Origin of the sequence: Phyllobacterium myrsinacearum (genome assembly GCF_014138285.1) — a bacterium.
GTDB classification, from domain to species: Bacteria; Pseudomonadota; Alphaproteobacteria; order Rhizobiales; family Rhizobiaceae; genus Phyllobacterium; species Phyllobacterium myrsinacearum_A.
The window spans coordinates 198622-219981 of sequence record NZ_JACGXN010000006.1 but is presented as its reverse complement, the minus strand read 5'-3'; the positions used below and the strand labels follow the sequence as shown (position 1 = coordinate 219981).

The following is a 21360-nucleotide window of genomic DNA, read 5'->3' as shown; positions in this document are numbered from 1 at the left end:
TATATGAGTTTCTGACAGATCGTTGCTCACGGCGCTCACCTCTTCTTGCCGCCAAAGCGGAAGTTTGCGGTGAATATCCGCGTGTTCAGCCAGATAGCGATGAGGATGATCGCGCCGGTGACGATCTGGGTGAAGAACGGCGAGATATGCATGAGGATCAGTCCGTTGCCGATGACCGCGATGGTCAGCGTGCCGAGAACTGTGCCGAGGATGGTGCCACGGCCACCCATGAGAGACGTGCCGCCGAGAACGACGGCAGCGATCACCTGCAGTTCGAAGCCAACGGCCGCATTGGAAGAACCGGAACCGAGACGTGCCGCGATCAACAGCCCGGCGGCAGCACATGCAACCCCGGAAATGATGTAGACCGATGCGATGATCCATTTGGCGGGCATGCCAACACGCCGTGCCGCCTCCATATTGGATCCCACGGCCACCACCTGCCGGCCATATTTCGTCGCCGTTATGGCGACATAGCCGAGCACAGCAACCACAGCAGCTATGATAGCGGGAACGGGAATGCCGCCGACGACACCCCGGCCAAGTGCAAAGAAGCCCGGCGCATCCTGAATCGGGATCGAATAGCCCTGTGTCAGATAAAGCGCATATCCCCGCAGGATAGAGAGCCCGGCAAGGGTGACGATAAACGCTGGAATCCCCTGATAGGCGACGAACCAGCCCTGAGCGAATCCCAGTCCGCCGCCCAGAATGAGCATTGCGACAACAACCAGCGGCCAGGGATATCCCATGGCCATAACCACAGCGGCAACCGCATTGATAAGCGCCACTTGCGAACCGACCGACAGATCGATACCGCCCGTGATGATCACGAAAGTCATGGCAATCGCAACGATCAGGATCGGAGCTGCCTGACGCACAATATTGAGAATATTGCCCGTGGTCAGAAACGTATCGCTGCCGATTGAGAAAAAGATCATGCATGCGGCAAAGAAAATTGCGATGGACAGGACCTGCGCATGTTCGCCGAAGAAATCGGCAACCCGCGATCCGTGACCGCGCTCCGTATAGACGGTCATTGTCTTGCTCCTTCGCCGACAATCAGTTTGACAAGATCCTCAAGGTTCGTTCCGCCGATCTGGCGTTCTGCAACCTTTGTGCCTTCGTACATGACCGCGATACGGTCACAGACGCGGAAGAGGTCCTGAAGGCGATGCGTAATGAGGATGACCGAGACGCCGTTGGCCTTGACGCGATTGATCAGGGCAAGCACCGCTTCCACTTCGGCTACCGCGAGCGCCGACGTCGGTTCGTCCATGATCAGAACCTTCGGTTTGAACGATGCGGCGCGGGCAATGGCGATGGCCTGCCGCTGACCGCCCGAAAGTTGAGCCACCTTTCCGGTCAGTTTGGGGATACGAATCTCGAGCGCATCCAGCATTTTTCGCGCCTCGGCCAGCATGGTCTTGCTGTCGAGGAAAATGCCCTTGCTGCGTTCGCGCCCAAGAAAAAGATTACCGACAACATCGATCTGGTCGCAGAGACTAAGGTCCTGAAAGACCATTTCAATATGCCTGCTACGAGCGTCTGCTGGACCGGAAAGCCGGACTTCTTCGCCCTCGATGGTCATGGTGCCGCCATCCGGGATGTAGGTACCGGAAATGATTTTCGTCAGCGTCGATTTGCCCGCTGCATTGTCACCGACAAGGCCAAGGCATTCGCCCGGATAAATATCGAGATCGACGCCGCGCAGCGCCTGATGCGAGCCGAATGACTTACGGATGCCACGCAGGGAAATGCGTGGGGCGGAAGGGGAACCGCTGGCGCTTCCGGAGAGGTTTCCCCCTCCGGAATGACCGGCAGCAGATCTCTGCTGACCGTCCTCGATCATTTGAAGACAGCCCGGTATGGATCGACGTTCGCCTTGGTAACAATCGTTACGGGAACGGCGATATTTTTCTCGACAGACTGGCCGGCTGAAGCTTTCTGCAATGCATCCACGGCTGCAGCGCCCATGGCCGACGGGTCCTGCTGGATAACGGCAGCAACAAACCCCGCATCAATGCCGGCAATGGCTTCTGCGGTCAGATCCCAACCAAACACCTTGATGGAGTCCTGCTTGCCCTGGCTCTGCACGGCAGCAATCGCGCCCATCAGCGCGGGCTCACCCGTTGCATAGATCGCGGTCAGATCCGGATTACCGGTAATCAGGTTCTCGGCCGCAGAAAGCGCATTGTCCTGCACGTTCTGGCCATCGACGACACCGGCCATTTCAATACCGTCAACGCTCTTGACCGTCTTTTCAAAACCATCCTGGCGGACATTCTGAATATAGGAATTCAGCGCACCGACAACACCGATCTTAGCCTTGCCGCCCATGTTGGTCTTGACATAATCAAGGAAGAACTTGCCCATGTCGGCCCCGGCCTTGGCATTGTCGACGCCGATCTGCGCCTTCTGCGGACCGTCGGGGAGTATCGCGTCAATGGCAACAACGGGAATGCCTGCATCGGCTGCCTGCTTGACGGCGGGCATGAGCCCGTTGACGTCGATTGCAACGACGGCAAGGCCCGATACCTTTTCCTGAATGTAGGTCTCGATGGCACTGTTCTGTGCCGTGGGTTCATTGTTGGAATTGAAGATAACCAACTTTACCCCGGCAGCATCAGCAGCCTTCTGCGCACCCTGGTTCATCTGGTTGAAGAAAAGCGCCTGCTGGTTGATCTGCACGAGCGCAATCGTCTTTTTCTCCTGCGCCAAGGCTGTCGACCCACCCGCCGAACTCAACATCGTCAAGCCGGCCAGTGCAATCAATGTTCTCCTGCTCAAATTCAAAGTCATGTTCTCATCCTCTGTTGGTTTTTTTTACCGTTACATCTTGTTATTTCGCCGGCGGAGCAACGGAGTTCCGCACGACGATTTCGACTGGCAGCAGCTCTTCCGAAGCGGAAGGCTTCCACTCCTGCCAGTTTGTTTCCAGAAGCAGTTCCAGCGCCCGGCGCCCGAGTTGCCGGACCGGCTGACGAATGACTGTCAGCGGAGGTGCAAAAAGATGCAGTGGGCCGACATCATCGAACCCGATGATTGAGACGTCGTTCGGAACCGATACATTACGGTCCTTGAAAACCTCGATCAGACCGATGGCAATTTCGTCGGAACTGGCGAAAATGGCGGTTGCTTCGTGCCGTTCTTCCAGATAGCGGACAGCCGCTTTGCGCCCATAATCGATGGTGTATTCACCGGCATACCGATCAACCTTCGCCTTATCCCCATGCCGCTCGTGCAGGGCTCGCATCAGACCATCAAAACGCCGGCGCGCACTGATCATGCGCTCATCACCCCCGATGAAGAGAACATGGCTGTGCCCATGTTCTGCCAGATGAAGTCCCGCGAGATACCCGCCATGATCATTGTCGCAGAACAGCTTCGGTGCCTTTGAACCCGGAACGTCTTCATCGACGATGATGACCTTGCCGGAGCGGTTGATGAGGCTGGCCAGCGCACCGTCGTCCGGGTGGTTGGTGATGAAGATCAGCCCGTCCACATGGTTACGCTCGATCAATTGCAGGTATTCAATTTCTCGCCCCGCACGATTGAGCGTCGCGTGTAGCGAGACCGCGAGTTTGCGCTCGTCCGCTGCCTGCTCGACAGCGGCCACCAGTGTTGAAAAGAACGGATTGGCAATTTCAGGGACAACGAGGCCGATGGTATCCGAACGCCCCATGCTCAAACGCCGCGCATGCGGATTTGGCCTATAGTTGAGCGATTTGATCGCATCCTCGATACGCTTCTTTGTGTGATAGGGCAGATCGAGACTGCCATTCACGAGCCGGGAAACGGTGGTTACGGACACACCGGCAGCAGCAGCAACATCTTTCAGACTTGGATTCGTCTTCTTGATCACGCGCATTCCCCTTGTAAAGCGGTTTAGTAAACCGCTTTACAAGGCAACATCACTTGATGTCCATTGTCAACTGGAATCAAACTGTCATACAGATTTTGCCGGAAAACCCCGCTTCAAACGCGCTTCTTAGCGGCGGAAGCGCGCTCTTTGACGGGCTCGCAATGAGCCAAATCAGTAATACTTCTTGCGGCATCCCGATCCGACCGTTTCTGCGGTCCCGCCGGGAAATAGCTGCGCAGGAAGCGCAGAGCCCGCCAGATATACGAAAGGGAGACAGCATTGAAAAAGGCAACCGCCAGACTGCAAAAGGTGAACATCAAGTTGGCGTCCATTTCAAAACTGCCTCGCTGAAACCCACCAGGTTGCACATAGGACGATCGTCTCACTCCGCACCGGGCATCCTCCTGTGCGGCACCCATGGACCCTTGCGACCAGCGTCAGCAAACTTTATGCGCTGCTCCGGTGTCAGGATATCGAGCAGCGCCTTCGCGGCCTGCTTCAGGGTCTGGGCTTTCTCACCACGCTCTATCGCCATATCCGCCATGCGATCCATCGTGAGCGGTTCGTTTTCCCGCGGTTTGGCGGGATCATCACCCTCATTGCCCGGGCTGGCTTCATCCCTGAAATGAGGATGAGGTCCATCAGCAAATGCCAACAGCGCAGAACTATAATTCCGCCAGGCGTCGAGCTGTTCACTGCGAATGCCCACAATGGTCTCCTCGGCTGCCAGCCGGCCTGCTAGAGCCAATGCGCGGTCCTTGGGATGGGGAAAACGGGCATCGTGCTGATGTCTGGCTTCGTCAGCTTTCTCGAGCTCTTCACGGCATGCGTTTTCCTCATCATACTCCTTGTCCTGGCCAAGAAAGGACTGGGCCAGCTGGGTGAAGGATACACCGGCAATCTCATCCTTCGGGGTCACCGCATCCGGGTGCTGGATGAGACCGGCCCAGCTTGGCGTTGCTGTCAAAGCATAGATAATCGTTGATACCAATGTCCCTGTCAGAACTGTACGTTTCATTTGTCGCCTCGCATCATGAATGAGTATTTGCTGCGGGAACCTGAAACGCGCGAGCGTCCGAAATCCGTCTCAATCATTTCGGAAACTTGCTGACGGCATTATTTTTGTAAACGAACGTAACTGAGCGCATACCCAGCAATGTTTCGTTACAAATTTATTCTGCCGAGCTTCGGAAAAAGCCGTTAGGAACGGCGATGCAATTAGAAATGCGTTGAACAATGCAAACTGTACCCAACATAATGGTCGTCGATGACGATGCTGAAATTCGCTCGCTTCTCGGGCGCTATCTCCGGGAGCAGGGATTTCGCGTGTGTGTGGCCGCCAACCGGCGGGAATTTGATGCCCTCTTCGCCGAGCGCAATCCGGACCTGCTCGTGCTCGACGTCCTGTTGCCTGACGGATCCGGTCTCGACATTTGCCGCGTCATGCGCAGCCAGAGGCAACAGGTTCCCATCATCCTGTTGACAGCGCTGAAGGAAGACGTCGATCGCATCATCGGCCTCGAAATCGGCGCTGACGATTACATGAGCAAACCATTCAACCCACGTGAACTGACCGCCCGGATCAAGGCAGTCTTGCGACGATCAAACGGAGAGAAGTCGACAACCGAGGAAATCAGCACTTTCGAGTTCGCCGACTTTGTTGTCGAACCGAGATTGCGCAAAGTGGCCGGTCGTTCGGGCTCCGCAATTGATCTGACCGGCGCGGAATTCGACCTCTTGAAGGTTTTCCTCGAGAGGCCCGGCAAACTGTTGTCGCGCGACCAGTTGCTTGATCTGACCCAGGGGCGCGATCGGGATCCGCTTGACCGCTCTATCGACGTCCTGATGAGCCGTCTGCGTAAGAAACTCGGCGACTCTGAAGATCGCCCGTTGTTCAAGACCATCCGCAATGGCGGCTATCAACTGACAGTACCTGTCACAGTGATTGTCACCGAAGCATGAATTCGTTGCGCAACCGGATTGCCCTCCTGCTGTTTCTGGCGATCGTCACGGTGGTGCTGTTGGCTACGCTTACGGCCGTTACAGTGCTTCGCGGACCGCCGCCTGAAGCGGTCCTGTCGCCCGTCATCCAGCGGATCGCTCCGATCATCCGCACGATCGAAGCAAATCCGGCTAGCGCGGCGTCACAGGAATTTGCAGTACGACCCATGCAGGCCGCCGGCTTTGACGACCGGAGATTGTCCGGCATGTTTATGCGCGAGCTTGGCCAAGCCGGACTTGTCCGCACGGTTCTTGTTACACGGAACGCGGGACGGCAGGGCCTCGCAGCTTCGATCAGGCTGGAAACGGGTATGTGGCTGATCGTTGATGTTCCGGACATGACGCCGCATACATGGTGGATATTAACGGGATGGATAACGCTCATCACTCTGGGCAGCACCGCCGTGGCGGTCTTTGCGGCCTCGAAAATCACCAAGCCGCTTCTTTTGCTGGACAACGCGGTTACGGCAGTGCGCGCCGATGGTACGTTGCCTCATGTTCCGGAGACCGGCTCACAGGAAGTCCGTGCCACGGCACAAACGATCAACAGACTATCCGAGAGACTGAAAACCGCCACCGAAAGCCGTATGCGACTGATTGCGGCGGCCGGTCATGACATGCGGACCCCCATGACCCGCATGCGGCTGCGTGCCGAATTCCTGCCCGATGACCCCGATCGCCAGAAATGGCTGAATGATCTGGAGGAACTCAACAATATCGCTGACAGCGCAATCAGTCTTGTACGGGAAGAAACGGTCAAGGATACATTTGGCAGTACACGGCTCGACCTCACCATTCAGGAGATCGCCGAAGAACTCTCCAGCATGGATATGAAGGTGAATGTTCAAGGACTGGCACCGTTGTCGATTGCGGCAAGCCCACTTGCGTTGAAGCGGGCCTTGCGGAACCTCATTATCAATGGAGCGACGCATGGCAATGGCGCTGATATCGCTGTGGAGCAGAGACAGCGAACCGCTGTTATCACCATAAAGGACAATGGCCCCGGAATTCCTCCTGAGCTCCTGGACAAGGTGTTTGAGCCGTTTTTCCGTGCTGACAAGTCACGGCGCAAAACTGTCTTTGGGGCAGGTCTTGGTCTGGCGATTGCCAAGGAGATCATCGAGCGTTTTGGCGGCACCGTCATCATCACCAACCGAAAACCTTCGGGCCTGCTCCAGACCGTATCGTTTACCATCGAAACACTTTCGCAGGCCTAAGTCAGGACCTGCCTTGCGAGAAACACTCGTTAACGAAAATTCCACGGCCAGAAATCTTCTGAAACAGCCGGGACGCATTCCCAACATTGTGTACTGCGACTTTTGACCAAGAGAGCACGACCGAAGAGTTACCCTTCGGTCGCGGTCAGTGCAGTCAAACGGGCCGCTTGAACGCGGTGCAAAGCGATTTTGCGGAACACCATGACACGCCATAACCGATACCAGAACACAATGAGGCACGTCAGAGATTTGGGCCTTGGGCTTGTGCTCGCCGGTTTGGTCTCTGTCCATGCCTATGCAGGGGTCGACAATAGCCCCTTGCTTGATCAAGTTCTCAGTGATCGCAAACAAGCCTCCACGCCCATACAGACTGAAGCAAGTCTGCATGAACCGTTGACCGTCAAGTTATTGGCGCAGCCCCGGGAGGAAACATTTCAGAACTGGTCCCTGCTTTGCAGAGCGCTGGAGTCAGGCAATGACTGCTTCCTGTCACAGATCCTTGTGGATGACCGGGTACCCGACGGAAAAATGCTGCTTCAGATCAGCGCCATTGATGAGAACGGTGTTAGCGGACACGTGATGCTGCCTGCTGGCTTCCTGCTGAAGGAAGGCATCACCGTCCGTGTTGGCGAAGCGTCCCTGCAATTTCCGCTTTTGTCCTGCATACCTGAAGGCTGCGTTGCCGATATCCGCTTCAACAGCCAGCAAGTGGCATTGCTGCAAACCAGCAATCAAGTCGATATCGCAATCGTGTTGCAGTCGGGCGAAGCCATGCATTTCCCGTTCAAGCTTCAGGGGTTTCAGTCCGCGTTCCAAAAGATGAGCCTGATCGCCCACCCCTAGGACGCTTGTTCAAGCGTATCGCGAACAGTTTGCGTGACAGGAAAATGGCCAGAAACATTCGATTACAAAACAGCCATCCGCAGCAAAATTTCGAGACAATACGGACTGATTTTGGACATCCCCCGCAGGGAATGTCGGGGAGAAGCAGTGCAAGAAGCCAGAGGCGGCGCATATGGAAGATGTTTCCAGAAAGGCAGATTTTCTTGAGCATAACCGTCCCGCCGCCGTCACCTGTGGTCAACGTACTTTTTCAGCATCGATATTGATTGAGCATCTTCGCCGGGCAGACAGGCTCGGCGCGAATATATCCGATTGCCGCAATCGTTGAGTGCCTTCCCGTAATGAAAACACAGAGTTTGGATGACTGATGGCGGCAAGTTCAAAATTCGTTGGTGCAGCGTCGGCGCTCGCCATTTCAGCAGCGCTTGTGATGGTTGCAGGGATTACAGCAGCCCATGCAGCAACCGTGAGCCGCATTGAAGTGCGCGGGAATACCCGCGTGGATGCCCAGACGGTCAAGGACAACCTCGGCATTACACCAGGTAAGCCGTTCGGCAACAATGATATCGATGCCGCGACCAAGCGCCTGTTCGCGACGGGCCTGTTCAGTGACGTGCGCATCACTCAGGCTGGTGGTGCGCTTGTCGTTACCGTATCGGAGCATCTGGTGGTCAACCAGGTCATTTTCCAGGGTAACAAGAAGATCAAGGACACGCAGCTCGCCGAAGCTGTAAAGCTCAAAGCCCGCAGTTCGTTTGATCAGCAGACACTTGATGCCGACACCGAAGCTGTCCGCGCGGCTTACCGCAACGCCGGCCGCAACGATGCCACGGTAAACTCACGCCTCATGAATCTGGACGGAGGCCGCGTCAACATTGTCTACGAGATCAACGAAGGCGACCGCACCAAGATCGCTAACATTGTCTTCGTCGGCAATCAGGCTTTCAACACGCGCCGTTTGAGAGACCTGATGACAACGAGACGATCGAATTTCCTCTCCTGGCTGACGCGCAATGACGTGTACAGTGAAGACCGCATGCGCGCCGACGAAGAAATCTTGCGTCGATTTTACTATGAGCATGGTTACGCTGATTTCCGTGTGATCTCATCGACGGCCAATCTCGATACGGCAACCCAGGAGTACACGATCACCGTCACGGTTGAAGAGGGTGACAAGTACACGTTCGGTGGCGTCGAGATCCAGAGCTCCGTCGAGGGTGTCGATACATCCAAGCTCGGTGGTCTCATGGCGTCCCGGGAGGGTTCCACTTACAACGCCAAGCAGATCGAAGATTCCGTCAACAAGCTGTCGGAGCAAGTTGCCGGCCAGGGTTATGCCTTTGCCAAGGTTGAGCCGCGCGGCGACCGCAATTTCGAAAACCACACGATTTCGGTTGTCTACAACATCGATCAGGGACCCCGCGCCTATCTTGAACGTATCGAGATTCGCGGCAACGAGAAGACACGCGATTACGTCATCCGCCGTGAATTCGATGTGAGTGAAGGCGATGCCTTCAATCAGGTGCTCATCCAGCGCGCCAAGAAACGTCTTGAGGGCCTCGATTTCTTCCAGACGGTCAACATCTCGACCGCTCCCGGTTCGCAGCCGGATCAGGTCGTCCTTATTGTTGATGTCGTGGAAAAATCATCCGGCGATTTTTCAATTGGTGGCGGCTACACCACAAGCGGCGATGAATCTGGACCGAGCGTAGAAGGTTCAATTACCGAAAAGAACTTTCTTGGACGCGGCCAATACCTGCGCCTGTCGGCAGGAACGACACTTTTCAACGATCAGAATTATCAGTCCTATGGCCTGTCCTTTACCGAGCCGTATTTCCTCGGTCAGCGCATTTCCGCGGGATTTGATATCTACAAGCGGCAGTCCGGGGTGACCGATAAATACCAGACAGATGTGACAGGCGGGTCGATCCGTTTTGGTCTGCCAATCGGTAATGATCTGACTGCCGGGGTCGCCTATAATCTCACGCGGCAAACCATAACCATTGACGACGCTGCACTCACCGCAGACGGAGTTCCGGATCCGACCCTCGTGTCGCAGGCATATATCGATGCAGCAGAAGAAGGCGCGTGGGTAAAATCATCCCTGAGTTGGTCGCTTGTCTACAACAGCATCGACGACGTGAAGAACCCGCATGATGGCATCTATGCAAAGTTCGAGCAGGAAGCTGCCGGACTTGGCGGCGATGCCAGCTTTCTCAAAACCACATTCAAGAGCAGTTTCTACAAAACGCTCTCCACGGAACAGGATATCGTCGGGCTGGTTCGCGTGGGTGGCGGCTATATCAAAGAGCTTGGGAACAACGGTCTCAGCGTCTTCGATACATTCCAGAACAACACCGACATGATCCGCGGCTTCAGCTATGCCGGCATTGGTCCGCGTGATTCCCGTGTTACGGACTCTGATGGCAGCTTCGTTGGCGGCACGACCTACTTCAACGCAACAGCGGAAACCCAGTTTCCCGTACCGCTCATCCCTGAAAGCGTAGGACTGAGAGGTGCCGTCTTCACTGATGTTGCCACGCTGTTCGGAAATGACAGTACCTACGCCACCAATACGGACATGCAGTGGCGGGCATCGGTGGGCGCAAGCATTATGTGGAATTCGCCGTTCGGGCCCATACGGTTCGATTACGCAGTCCCTGTCCTGAAGGTTGATGGGGACCAGGTGCAGAACTTCAATTTCAATATGTCGAGCAAGTTCTAGCGCGCGAATATCAGAAATCGATCGAGGCGTAGAAGATCGCAAAAACACCGTCCAGTACGATGACGATGAAAATCGATTTCACAACCGAGGCGGTCACGCGCAGGCCCAGCGATTCAGCACTCCCGCCGACTTTCATGCCTTCCACGGCTGCGATGGTACCAATGATCATGGCCATGAAAGGGGCCTTGATCAGGCCTGCCAGAAAATACTGGACGCTGATGGCATCGCGCAAATTGGCCAGATAGATGCCCGGTGACACATCGGAATAGAGCCAAAGCGCGACCGCTCCGCCCGCCAGACCGGCAAAATCCGCAATAATCGTCAGCAATGGCAGGGAGATGCTCAGCGCAACCAGACGCGGGAACACCAGCACGCTGATGGGATTAAGGCCAATGACGTGAAGGGCATCAACCTCTTCGCGCATCTTCATTGAGCCGAGTTCCGCCGTGATGGCGCTACCGGAACGGCCCGCAATCATGATGGCCGTCAAAAGGACGCCGGTTTCACGCAGCACCAGGACACCGACAAGATTGACCGCATAGGTCTCCGCGCCATACGTGCTGAGCATGTAGGCGCCCTGCTGCGCGACGATTGCACCCATGATGAACGAGATAAGCACCACGACCGGGATTGCACCGACGCCCAGCCGGTCAATCTGGTGAAAGAATGCGGGATACCGGATCGGGCTTCCCTTGCCACCTCGCATTTGGGAACCTGTCACCACGGCACCCAGCACATGCATGGACTTGATAAAATCATCCCCGAAATTGACAACGGTTCTGCCAATCGTATCGAGAATCTGAATTCCGATGTTCATTCTGTGCGGCGCAGCATAGGCATCCGCCGGTGCGGATGCCGTTTTGCCGACAGCATCGAACAGAGTCTCCCAGTGCGTCTTCAGCCCGCGGATCTCCACCTTTTTGCCAGCACCTTCGAGAGCAACACGCAACCGGTCCACCAGCCATGCGCCTGCGGTATCCAATGCATCCACAGCGGACAGGTCTATGACTGCGCTGGAGAATTCTTTTCTGTGCTCGATCTTATGCATCTGAGCGTTGACACGTCCGACATAACGGGTGATCCAGGCACCTGCGAGCACAACCGTTGCCCGGTCATTTTCGGCACTGAAACTGACATTCAGCGGCTGACCGGAAGCGCCGGATTCGTGTGTCGCATCAACCATGGCCGAAATACTTTCGATTCTTGAATTCGCTGTTCGAGCAGAGCAGGCTGCTTTATCCCCCGGCTGCGCCGTTCTGGCAAGCACTCATGGTTCCTATCGCCTGCAATGCCGCTTTCCTCCACCGGACGGTATGCATTATTTCTCGCAAGGCATGCGGTTGATCTGCTATTGCGGGTTTCAGAGTATCTCTTTTCGGGGAACCGCATGTCACGATTTGCGCCACTCGCTGCCCTTGTCATAGCGGTTGTGATATTTGCTCTTGATACGCTGACGACCTTTGATATGGCCATTGCCGTGCTCTACGTCACGGTCGTGCTTCTTTCCCTTTCATTTGCCGCGAAAAAGGGGCTCCTGTTCATCGGCGTTGCGTGCATGGCCCTCACATTGCTCAGCTTTGCCGTTTCTCATGGTGAAAATCCGACGTCAGATTCCTTTGCCCGGTGTTTCGTAAGCCTTGCTGCCATTGGCATCACAACCCTGCTGGCATACAGGGTCAAAACAGCGATTGCAGTGCTCGGCGAAAGTGAACAGCGCTACCGAACCATCTTTCTTGCCACTGGTGTCGCTATCCTCGAAATGGATTTTACCGCCGTCAAGGCGGCGATTGATCGCCTCAAGACCAATGGATTCCCTGATATAAGGGCCGCGGCAAAGGCCAACCCTGACTTTGCACGCGAGGCAATCGGGATGATGAAGTTGACCAACGTCAATAACACCACCTTGACCACATTCGGGGCGAAAGATCTCGATACGTTCAGAACAGCCTTGCCAGTACTCATCGGCAAGGAAATGGAAGGCTCCATCTGGGCATTGCTGGAAGCCATATGGGACGTCCGCACATCCTACGAATCCGAAACGATCATGAACGACGTGGACGGCAACCGTATCGCTATTCTTTACAATGTCGCCATGCCGCATGACCGCCCGACGCTCGACATGGTCCTGGTCAGCATCATGGATGTAACAGCCCGGCATGAAGCAGAAAACGAGTTGCATGAAACCCATGCAGAGCTCGCCCATGTCACCCGCGTCGCCACGCTTGGGGAACTGACCGTCTCGATCGCCCATGAAGTCAACCAGCCGCTCGCCGCCATTGTGACCAATGGAGGAGCGGGCTTACGCTGGCTCAAGCGAAGCGAACCCGATCTTGACGAGGTCGAGACATCCATGCAGCGGATGATTGCCGATGCCGGCCGGGCCAGCGAAGTGATCAAGCGCCTGCGGGCACTGTCGAGCAAGACAGCGCCGCAATCCGTCCCGATCAATATCAACGACGTGATTGCGGAAACCATGATGCTGGTTCAACGGGAAGTCATGAACCAGCGGGTCGATCTGAAACTGGAACTTGCTGCGGATCTTCCGCCGGTTTCCGGCGATCATATTCAGCTCCAGCAGGTCATCATCAATCTGATCCTCAATGCCGTGCAGGCGATGTCCGACCCATCAGTCAAAACCCGCCAGCTTCTCATTCAGACCGCTGTCGGCGAAGGCGTCATCGTCGCGAAAATACGCGATACCGGTCCGGGTTTTGCTGCTGAGAAATCTGCAAACCTGTTCGACGCCTTTTATACAACGAAGTCGAACGGCATGGGCATGGGCCTGTCGATCTGCAGGTCGATCATCGCGGCCCATGGCGGACGGATCACTGCAAACGCGGAGCCCGGCAAAGGCGCCAGCTTTGAATTCACCATTCCATTTCATGAGGAAACTGCGTCATGACCCAAGACACGTCACCCCTGGTGTTTGTCGTTGATGACGATGCCTCCTTGCGCGAGGCGCTGGGCAGCCTTTTCCGGTCGGTGGGCATGCAGGTTGAATTGTTCGGGTCACCGTCCGAATTTCTGGACCGCGGACCCGTCGCTGCAGGCGAAAGTTGTCTGGTGCTCGACATACGCTTGCCGGGTGTGAGCGGGTTGGATTTCCAGAACCAGCTTGCAAAACTTGGCAACGCCATTCCGATCATTTTCATGACCGGGCACGGTGATGTTCCGATGTCGGTGCGCGCCATGAAAGCTGGAGCAATCGACTTTCTGATCAAGCCGTTTCGGGATCAGGATATGCTGGACGCCGTGTCCAATGCCCTGGCGCTTGATCGGGAACGTCGGACAGCGGATGGTGAATTATCCAATCTGAAAGCCCGCTACGAAAGTCTCACCGCGCGCGAACGCGAAGTCATCGCCCTCGTCACCACCGGGCTGATGAACAAGCAGATTGCCGGAGAACTGGGTGTGAGCGAGATTACGGTCAAGATCCATCGCGGCCATCTGATGGAAAAGATGGGCGTCAGGACACTTGCTGAACTGGTCAAGATTTACGAGGCTCTGCGCCCGGTCCTCGGCAAATAACACCGGGACGCCGGATAAAGACCCTAAACCTCTGTATGATAGCATTTGACCGCTCAAGGGTGCATCTAGGAGACAAAACCTTCCAAGAGGACGCGTTGTGTCTGAAGCAAAATCCATAGCCATTATAGACGATGATGCGTCGGTGCTTGATGCCACCGAGAATCTCGTCCGCTCCTATGGATTCAAGGTCCGCAAATTTGCTTCTGCCGAATCCTACCTTGCCTCCATAGGTGATGTCAGGATCGACTGTCTCATAACCGATGTGCAGATGGACGGGATCAGCGGCATTGAATTGTCGCAGATAATGCGGGAAACCGGCGTCAAAACTCCGATTATCTTCATCACTGCTTTCCCCGATGAACGGATACGCAACCGCGTCATGGCAGCGGGTGCCATCGGTTTTCTCGGCAAGCCCTTCGACAGCAAATCCCTGATCGACTGTATCGAGCGTGCTCTGCTCAACTGAGCGCCAGACGCGTGCCCCGATCTCTCCAATACTGGCATGACCCGACCAACACGTAAGTATAATTACCCAGCCGATGTATCGGACGTATCAATCGATCACTGCAACCCGCAGATTGTCGACAGGAGATATGTCGTGACATTAGGTAAAATCCTTGTTCCAGCATTCGTTGCCGGGGTTCTTTCCCTCGGTGTTTCAAGCGCCGCATACAGCGCGCCCCTCAAATGTGTCGTCCTCGTGCACGGTGCTTTCGTCGATGGATCCGGCTGGAAGCCGGTATACGACATCCTCAGCAGGAAGGGTTACGACGTCAGCATTGTCCAGCAACCGCTCACATCAGTTGCGGACGATGTTGCTGCAACCAAGCGCGTGCTCGATCTCCAGCAAGGTCCCTGTGTTCTCGTCGCTCACAGCTATGGCGGTGCAATCATAACGGAAGCTGGAAATGACCCTAAAGTTGCGGGGCTTGTCTACGTTGCGGCCCATGCGCTGGATAAGGGCGAAACCGAGGTCGGAAACGGCAAGCTCTTTCCTCCGGCTTACAAATCCCTCGTGAAAACCCCTGATGGATTTACCTATATCGACCCGGCTCATTTCCACGCCGATTTTGCGGCGGACCTTCCCGCCAGGCAGGCGGATTTTGCTGCTCATTCACAGATGCTGACCGCCGCTGCGGTGTTTTCAACACCGGCGACAGCCCCCGCATGGAAGACCAAACCAAGCTGGTATGTCGTGGCAAAGAGTGACCGGATCATCAATCCTGATCTGGAACGGATGTATGCCAAGCGCGCCGGCAGTCACACGATCGAAATAGCAGGGGCGAGCCACTCCGTTTACGAAACACATCCAAAGGAAGTTGCCGTGTTGATTGAACAGGCCGCGCAGCAGTCAGCAAAATAGATTGAATTCCGAACAGCATTCCCGCGAAAAACGTCTCTTTTCGCACCTTAAAATCAGCGCAATGCAGGCTAACATCCAGCAAAATGAAACTCTTGAGCCCGAAGGAAGCACACGATGTTGACGCGTCGAATGGTACTGGCTGCAATAGGTGTGGCCGCCCTTCCAACCAGGCTGCTCGCCAGTACTGTCGACACCGTTCTTCCGTTATGGCCGGCAACGCCACCCGGCGGGGGTGGACCGACTGGTCCCATCAGCGAGAATGCCAAAGGCGCCATCAGCAATATTGCCGTCCCGACGATGCAGGTTTTCCAGTCCGCCAAGCCGAATGGCGCCGCCGTACTGGTTGCGGCGGGCGGCGGCTACAAGCGGATAGAAGCAGGAAAGGAAGCCCTTCCGGCCGCCAATTGGCTGACAGACAGGGGCTTCACGACCTTTGTCCTTACCTATCGGCTGCCGGGAGAAGGATGGAGCGAGGGGCCGCTTGCACCATTACAGGATGCCCAACGCGCACTGCGTTTGATCCGTCAGAACGCCAAGCGTTTCCAGATTGATCCGGAACGCATTGGCGTGCTCGGATTCTCCGCCGGTGGCCATCTGCTCGGACTGGCGTCCACCCGGTCAGCCTTCTCGTCCTATAATGCTGTCGACTTGATCGATAGCCTCTCAGCCCGGCCAGCATTTTCGGCCCTGATCTATCCGATCATCACGCTGGAGCCTCCGTACGACCATACATCGACCCGCCGCATTCTCGTCGGCAAGCATCCAAGCCCGGCCGAAAGTGCCCAGTGGTCGGTTCAGACCCACGTTCGCAGCCAGTGCCCGCCCATGTTTCTCGTTCAGGCGAAAGACGACCCCATTTCCGACCCCGCAAACACTCGCATCATGGCCGATGCCTGCAAAAAGGCCGGCATCCCAGTTGAACTTCATCAACTGGCCAGCGGCGGACATGGCTTCGGGATGGGCCGGAAAGGTACACCAACCGGCACATGGCCGGACTATTTCTCTGCGTGGCTTGCAACGGCGGCAGCGCCGCGCGGCTGAAGCAAGGGATCACGCGGCGCGCGTGATCCTGATTGGGATCGACTTGAAGGAGGGTGTTCCTGACTGCTGGTCGTAATGGGACAGGGCAACCAGTGTGTTCAGTTCAGGATAGTAGCCAGCAGCAGAACCGCGAGGAATATTATACGCTACGGCTGTCAACCGTTTGACCCGGCGCGGACGGTCATCAGGTTCGTCATGATTTCGGGCTGCTTCTATGTCCAGCGTATCACCGTCCGACAGTCCTCGTTCGGTGAGATCCTCGGCGTTCAGAAAGATCACGTCGCGCCGACCGAATACACCACGATAGCGGTCATCCATGCCATAGATCGTCGTGTTGTACTGATCGTGGCTGCGAATGGTCGTCAAGGTAAGTACATTGGGTTCCAGAACACGCGGATCTTCATTCAGGCCTTTGACCACCAGAAAACAAGCCTTCTGGTTCGGTGTTTTCCATTCGCGATGTGAGGCTGGTACACTCAGGCGGAAACCGCCCGGTTCCTGGATCCGCGCGTTAAAGTCCTTGAAATCAGGAAAAACAACTTCGATCTTGTCCCGTATCAAACCGTAATCCGCGATCATGGCATCCCATTCGATACCATAGCGGTCACCCAGTGTCGCTTTGGCCATGCCTGCTATGACAGCTGGTTCTGAACGCAGATCACCACTTGGAGGATTGAGAAAACCACGCGACGCATGCACCATCGACATGGAATCTTCGACGGTAACGGATTGCCGGCCCGTCGCCTGAATATCTGCATCGGTGCGGCCAAGCACCGGTAGAACAATGGAGGTCTTTGCCGTCAGCAGATGTGAACGGTTGAACTTGGTTGTCAGATGCACGGCAAGATCCAGCTTGCGCATTCCCGCGAAGGTGGCATCAGGGTCTGACATGGCGACGGCAAGATTTCCGCCGAGACAAACGAGTGCTTTGGACCGGCCATCGATGATTGCCTCGATCGCTTCGATGGCGTTGTGTCCCTTGTCAGCGGGAGGCCTGAACCCGAACGCCCGCTCCATACCGTCAAGCAAGGCAGCGTTGGGGATTTCCGTAATGCCAACCGTACGGTCTCCCTGAACATTGGAATGACCGCGCAGAGGGCAGATCCCGGCGCCTTCCCGGCCAATATTGCCGCGCAGCATCAGAAAATTGGCGATCTGCTGGACATTGGCAGTGCCATTCCTGTGCTGGGTAATGCCCATGCCATAGCAAAGGATGACATTCTTCGATTTTGCATAGACATCACCGGCACTCTCGATGGCAGCCCGGGTAAGCCCGGACATCAGCTCGATGTCTTCCCAACTCGTCGCCTCGATGTCATCCCTCAGCGCTTCGATACCCGACGTATGTTCGGCAATGAAATCGCGATCCAGCACACCATTTCCGCCACGCTCCAGATCAAGCCTGTCAAGCTCGAACACGCGCTTCATCATGCCCTTGAGCACCGCCACATCGCCGCCAATGCGAACCTGATGGTAGGCCGAAGCAATATCCGTCGAACCAAGAGTGACCATCTCCACGGGACTCTGCGGTGAGGCAAAGCGTTCGAGCGCCCGTTCTTTCAGAGGGTTGAAAACGATAACCGGCGCGCCGCGCTTGGCGACCTCGCGCAATGTCGTCATCATGCGTGGATGGTTTGTACCGGGATTGTGACCAAAACTGAAAATGGCATCGGCATGATCAAAGTCTTCAAGCGTAACAGTCCCTTTTCCAACGCCAATCGAATGCGGCAGACCCACACTTGTTGCCTCGTGGCACATGTTCGAACAGTCGGGAAAATTGTTGGTTCCATAAGCTCTGACAAACAGCTGAAACAGAAACGCGGCCTCGTTCGAGGCTCTCCCTGACGTGTAAAATTCAGCCATGTCGGGATCAGGCAGCGCATTCAATCCCGCACCGATAATTTCGAAAGCTCTACTCCATTCGATGGGAACATAAGTGTCGGTCGCCGCGTCATAAATCAACGGATCGGTCAATCGGCCCTGGTCTTCGAGATCGTGATCCGACCAGTCCCACAATTCCGAAACCGTGTGCTCGGCAAAGAAAGACGGCCCGACCCGTTTTGCCGTGGACTCCCACGTGACCGCCTTGGCGCCGTTCTCGCAAAACTCGAAGGAGGACGTGTGTTTCGGGTCCGGCCAGGCGCAGCCAGGGCAATCAAAGCCATCGGGCTGGTTGGCCTTCAATAGTGTTGCTGCGCCTTGTGTAACAATCTGCTGTTGGGCAAGACTTTCAGCAACTGCCTTCAATGCACCCCAGCCACCGGCCGGTGCATCATAACGCTCGATACCTTCAGGTCTCTTCTTGGCCATGTCACATTCCTCAGAGCTTGATCAACGATTGGCAGATACGCCGTGTTTTATTGTATCAGATAAAGGGGGTGTTTGATGCTGCGCCTGGGTAGATGCAGCCACATTTTCCCGCGAAGCGGAGGCCTGCACCCAATATCCCGCCGCAATCATCAATGCGCCACCACACAGATTTCCAAAAGTTACGAAAACGAGATTGTATAATGCACCCTCGAACGTGACAGTCGCCGGATGCGTGCTCAACAAAGCCAATGAGAATGCAAACATATTGGCCACACAATGTTCAAGGCCCGCAGCAACAAAGATCATGATCGGCCAGAAAATAAGAATGGCTTTGGCCGCATCGTTCTGGGTGCGGTAGGTCATCCAGATAGCGAGACAGACAAGCCAGTTGCAAATCAATCCGCGCGCAAACAACTCGGATGCAGATGCATTCATTTTGGCAACGACTGCTGCCATGAAAGCCGGGTTTCCATCGCCCAGAAGGACGCCGCCCCCACCCATCTTGAACAACAGCGCAAGCACGAACGCTCCAAGCAGATTGCCAAGCCAGCATACGGCCCAGACACGCAGCGTATCCATGACACTCACCTGTCTGCTCAGGAGCGCCAGCGGCATGTACATCGCCATTCCGGTGAACAGTTCAGAGCCCGCAAAGATGACGATCGTCAACGCCGAAGCAAAGACTGCTCCCATCACCAGATGGGACCAGGCCGGATCCGCGTGGGCACCGACAGTGAACATGACAATATCGCCGAACCCGATATAGGCGCCAGCCATTGCCGACCCCACGATGAAGGCAAGCGAACTGCGTTTCAGCGTGGCGGATTTGGATTGACCTGTCTCGGCGAGCTTGCCGATTGTTTCTTCGTACATGGGAGTTTCCTTGCGAAATCCTGGTCGTATCGATAGCGATGAACCTGCACATTTCTGATTGATCCGGACGGTGACCGTGTATCTTCGCCGTCCGGAACATTCTTTGAAGAACAGTCAGCTTCCGCTCACCACGGGCTCTTTTTCCTTTTTCAGCGCGGCCATCGTTGCCGCATCGAAGTTGAGATGACCGGAAACCACTTCCGGTGGTGTCAGCGCCAACCACTGGTTGAGAGACACGTCGGCGTAATGATCACTCTTGAACATCTCGAGAAACTTGAGCGGCGTGTTGCCGGTGTTCTCGATGTAATGACCCATGGCGAACGGAACATATCCGACATCGCCGGCAGCAAAGTCGAATGTACGGGAATGGCCGTTTGCCGCAAAGACACCCATGCGTCCGGAACCTTCGATATAATACTGCCATTCGTCCGTGTTCGGATGCCAATGCAGTTCACGCAGGCCGCCCGGCTCAATCTCAACAAGCGCTGCCGCAATCGTCTTTGAAACAGGGAAGTTCTTTGAATCGGTGATGCGAACCGTGCCGCCGCTCGATTTGATCGGTTCCTGTGCGCTCATTCGATGCACCAAACCGTTGGAGACAGCTGTTGCACCAGCAATCTTGTCGCTTTCCAGACTGCCAGGGACAGGAAGGGGAAATATATAGCGTTCACTGGGAGACGGGAGGTTGTTGAAATGCGTTTCAGCTACGCCGAAATTCTTGCTCAGTACACTTTTGGGCACGTGCTTGAACCAGTCGCTCACAACGAACGTACTGTCCTCGTCAAAACTGCCGTCATCAAAGACAAGGAGAAACTCGCATCCGTCTGGTTCCAGCCCTTGAATGGAATGCGGTATTCCGGAGGGAAAATACCAGATGTCGCCTGGCCCCAGATCACCAACAAAATTCTTGCCATCGGCATCGACGGCGGTCACGCGGGCGTTTCCATAGAGCATGAAAGCCCATTCCCCCTCCTTGTGCCAGTGCAACTCACGCATACCACCTGCATTGAGACGCATGTCGACACCTGCGATACTCTTGGAGATTCCAAGCTCGCGGATGGTGATCTGGCGTGTCCAGCCGGCCGCGTATTCCTTGGTCGGCGCATCGGCAAACGAGAAGCGCAGATTCGGCAAGGTTCCGGCATCGGTGACAGGCTGATTGAGAATATCAGGGTTCTGCATGTCGCGCTCGACATTGCGCGGTCCGGGGTCGTCACCGCCAAAGCCCGCCCGGCGCGGTTGTGGCACATCCGCAGCGAATGCCTTGGACGATGCGGCAGCGGCGGCAATCCCTCCAGCTGTCAGTGTTACGAGAGCATCACGGCGATTGAATATTGTCATGGTTGTTTCCTCCTCACGTCAGGTCAGCAACAGAATGAAAGAGATAGACAAGCGGCCATCAGGCGATCCACTTCGCTGCTTGAGAGAAGTGTTCTGATCGTCTGTAAGGTCGTTTTGGCGGGTTGTTCGACGATAACAATCTACAATCGCGAGCCTATGCCGCGTTGTGTGACCGGGATATCGGATGTTGGTTTCGACCTACCTATACATTGGTATATGTCGAGTCTGTCGACTGGCCATTCCGGGTGTCACGGGC

Annotated in this window: 18 protein-coding genes; 9 read left to right on the top strand and 9 right to left on the bottom strand. The window is 55.7% G+C overall.

Annotated elements, in window-relative coordinates; genetic code table 11:
- Positions 1-35: 35 nt before the first annotated feature.
- From FHW16_RS18585 to FHW16_RS18565, 5 genes are all read right to left on the bottom strand, one after another.
- The gene (locus FHW16_RS18585) at positions 36-1037 is read right to left on the bottom strand and encodes an ABC transporter permease (RefSeq protein WP_182550764.1); all 1002 of its coding nucleotides are present in this window, start codon (positions 1035-1037) and stop codon (positions 36-38) included.
- Positions 1034-1849: an ATP-binding cassette domain-containing protein gene (locus FHW16_RS18580; RefSeq protein WP_182550763.1), complete on the bottom strand. Its 816-nt coding sequence runs from the start codon at positions 1847-1849 to the stop codon at positions 1034-1036. The genes FHW16_RS18585 and FHW16_RS18580 overlap by 4 nt, the downstream gene beginning before the upstream one ends.
- Complete coding sequence (locus FHW16_RS18575) at positions 1846-2799, bottom strand: ABC transporter substrate-binding protein (RefSeq protein WP_182550762.1); 954 nt, start codon at positions 2797-2799, stop codon at positions 1846-1848. The genes FHW16_RS18580 and FHW16_RS18575 overlap by 4 nt, the downstream gene beginning before the upstream one ends.
- Positions 2800-2839: 40 nt before the next feature.
- Positions 2840-3862 carry a substrate-binding domain-containing protein gene (locus tag FHW16_RS18570; protein WP_182550761.1) on the bottom strand — a complete coding sequence of 341 codons (1023 nt, stop codon included), beginning with the start codon at positions 3860-3862 and terminating at the stop codon, positions 2840-2842.
- A 382-nt stretch (positions 3863-4244) separates the two neighbouring features.
- Entirely contained in the window at positions 4245-4880 is a 636-nt protein-coding gene (locus FHW16_RS18565; RefSeq protein WP_182550760.1) for a Spy/CpxP family protein refolding chaperone, read from the bottom strand.
- Positions 4881-5098: 218 nt separating this feature from the next.
- Between FHW16_RS18565 and FHW16_RS18560 the strand changes: the two genes are divergently transcribed.
- From FHW16_RS18560 to bamA, 4 genes are all read left to right on the top strand, one after another.
- Complete coding sequence (locus FHW16_RS18560) at positions 5099-5824, top strand: response regulator (RefSeq protein ID WP_182550759.1); 726 nt, start codon at positions 5099-5101, stop codon at positions 5822-5824.
- Positions 5821-7080, top strand: a complete 1260-nt coding sequence (locus FHW16_RS18555; RefSeq protein WP_182550758.1) for an ATP-binding protein — start codon at positions 5821-5823, stop codon at positions 7078-7080. Before FHW16_RS18560 ends, FHW16_RS18555 begins: the two co-directional genes overlap by 4 nt.
- A gap of 231 nt (positions 7081-7311) precedes the next feature.
- The gene (locus FHW16_RS18550; protein ID WP_182550757.1) at positions 7312-7923 is read left to right on the top strand and encodes an invasion associated locus B family protein; all 612 of its coding nucleotides are present in this window, start codon (positions 7312-7314) and stop codon (positions 7921-7923) included.
- A 367-nt stretch (positions 7924-8290) separates the two neighbouring features.
- The gene (bamA, locus tag FHW16_RS18545; RefSeq protein ID WP_182550756.1) at positions 8291-10648 is read left to right on the top strand and encodes an outer membrane protein assembly factor BamA; all 2358 of its coding nucleotides are present in this window, start codon (positions 8291-8293) and stop codon (positions 10646-10648) included.
- Between the two features lie 10 nt (positions 10649-10658).
- Here the strand turns inward: bamA and FHW16_RS18540 are convergent, their stop codons facing one another.
- Complete coding sequence (locus tag FHW16_RS18540) at positions 10659-11831, bottom strand: ABC transporter permease (protein WP_182550755.1); 1173 nt, start codon at positions 11829-11831, stop codon at positions 10659-10661.
- Positions 11832-12035: 204 nt separating this feature from the next.
- Here FHW16_RS18540 and FHW16_RS18535 point away from each other — a divergent pair, with 204 nt between their 5' ends.
- From FHW16_RS18535 to FHW16_RS18515, 5 genes are all read left to right on the top strand, one after another.
- The gene (locus FHW16_RS18535) at positions 12036-13550 is read left to right on the top strand and encodes a sensor histidine kinase (RefSeq protein WP_182550754.1); all 1515 of its coding nucleotides are present in this window, start codon (positions 12036-12038) and stop codon (positions 13548-13550) included.
- On the top strand, positions 13547-14176 hold the full coding sequence (locus FHW16_RS18530; protein WP_182550753.1) for a response regulator transcription factor: 630 nt from the start codon (positions 13547-13549) through the stop codon (positions 14174-14176). Before FHW16_RS18535 ends, FHW16_RS18530 begins: the two co-directional genes overlap by 4 nt.
- Positions 14177-14273: 97 nt before the next feature.
- Positions 14274-14642 (top strand): response regulator, encoded by a 369-nt coding sequence (locus FHW16_RS18525; protein WP_182550752.1) that lies wholly within the window; start codon positions 14274-14276, stop codon positions 14640-14642.
- 132 nt (positions 14643-14774) lie between these two features.
- Positions 14775-15539 carry an alpha/beta hydrolase gene (locus FHW16_RS18520; RefSeq protein ID WP_348643905.1) on the top strand — a complete coding sequence of 255 codons (765 nt, stop codon included), beginning with the start codon at positions 14775-14777 and terminating at the stop codon, positions 15537-15539.
- Between the two features lie 114 nt (positions 15540-15653).
- Positions 15654-16580: an alpha/beta hydrolase gene (locus tag FHW16_RS18515; RefSeq protein WP_182550750.1), complete on the top strand. Its 927-nt coding sequence runs from the start codon at positions 15654-15656 to the stop codon at positions 16578-16580.
- 9 nt (positions 16581-16589) lie between these two features.
- Here FHW16_RS18515 and FHW16_RS18510 read toward each other — a convergent pair whose 3' ends face one another.
- The 3 genes from FHW16_RS18510 to FHW16_RS18500 all read right to left on the bottom strand — a co-directional run bounded on the left by FHW16_RS18510 (position 16590) and on the right by FHW16_RS18500 (position 21104).
- Positions 16590-18890, bottom strand: coding sequence for an FdhF/YdeP family oxidoreductase (locus FHW16_RS18510; RefSeq protein WP_182550749.1), 2301 nt, complete (start codon positions 18888-18890; stop codon positions 16590-16592).
- Between the two features lie 21 nt (positions 18891-18911).
- Entirely contained in the window at positions 18912-19763 is an 852-nt protein-coding gene (locus FHW16_RS18505) for a formate/nitrite transporter family protein (protein WP_182550748.1), read from the bottom strand.
- 114 nt (positions 19764-19877) lie between these two features.
- Positions 19878-21104: an oxalate decarboxylase family bicupin gene (locus FHW16_RS18500; protein ID WP_182550747.1), complete on the bottom strand. Its 1227-nt coding sequence runs from the start codon at positions 21102-21104 to the stop codon at positions 19878-19880.
- Positions 21105-21360 lie beyond the last annotated feature (256 nt).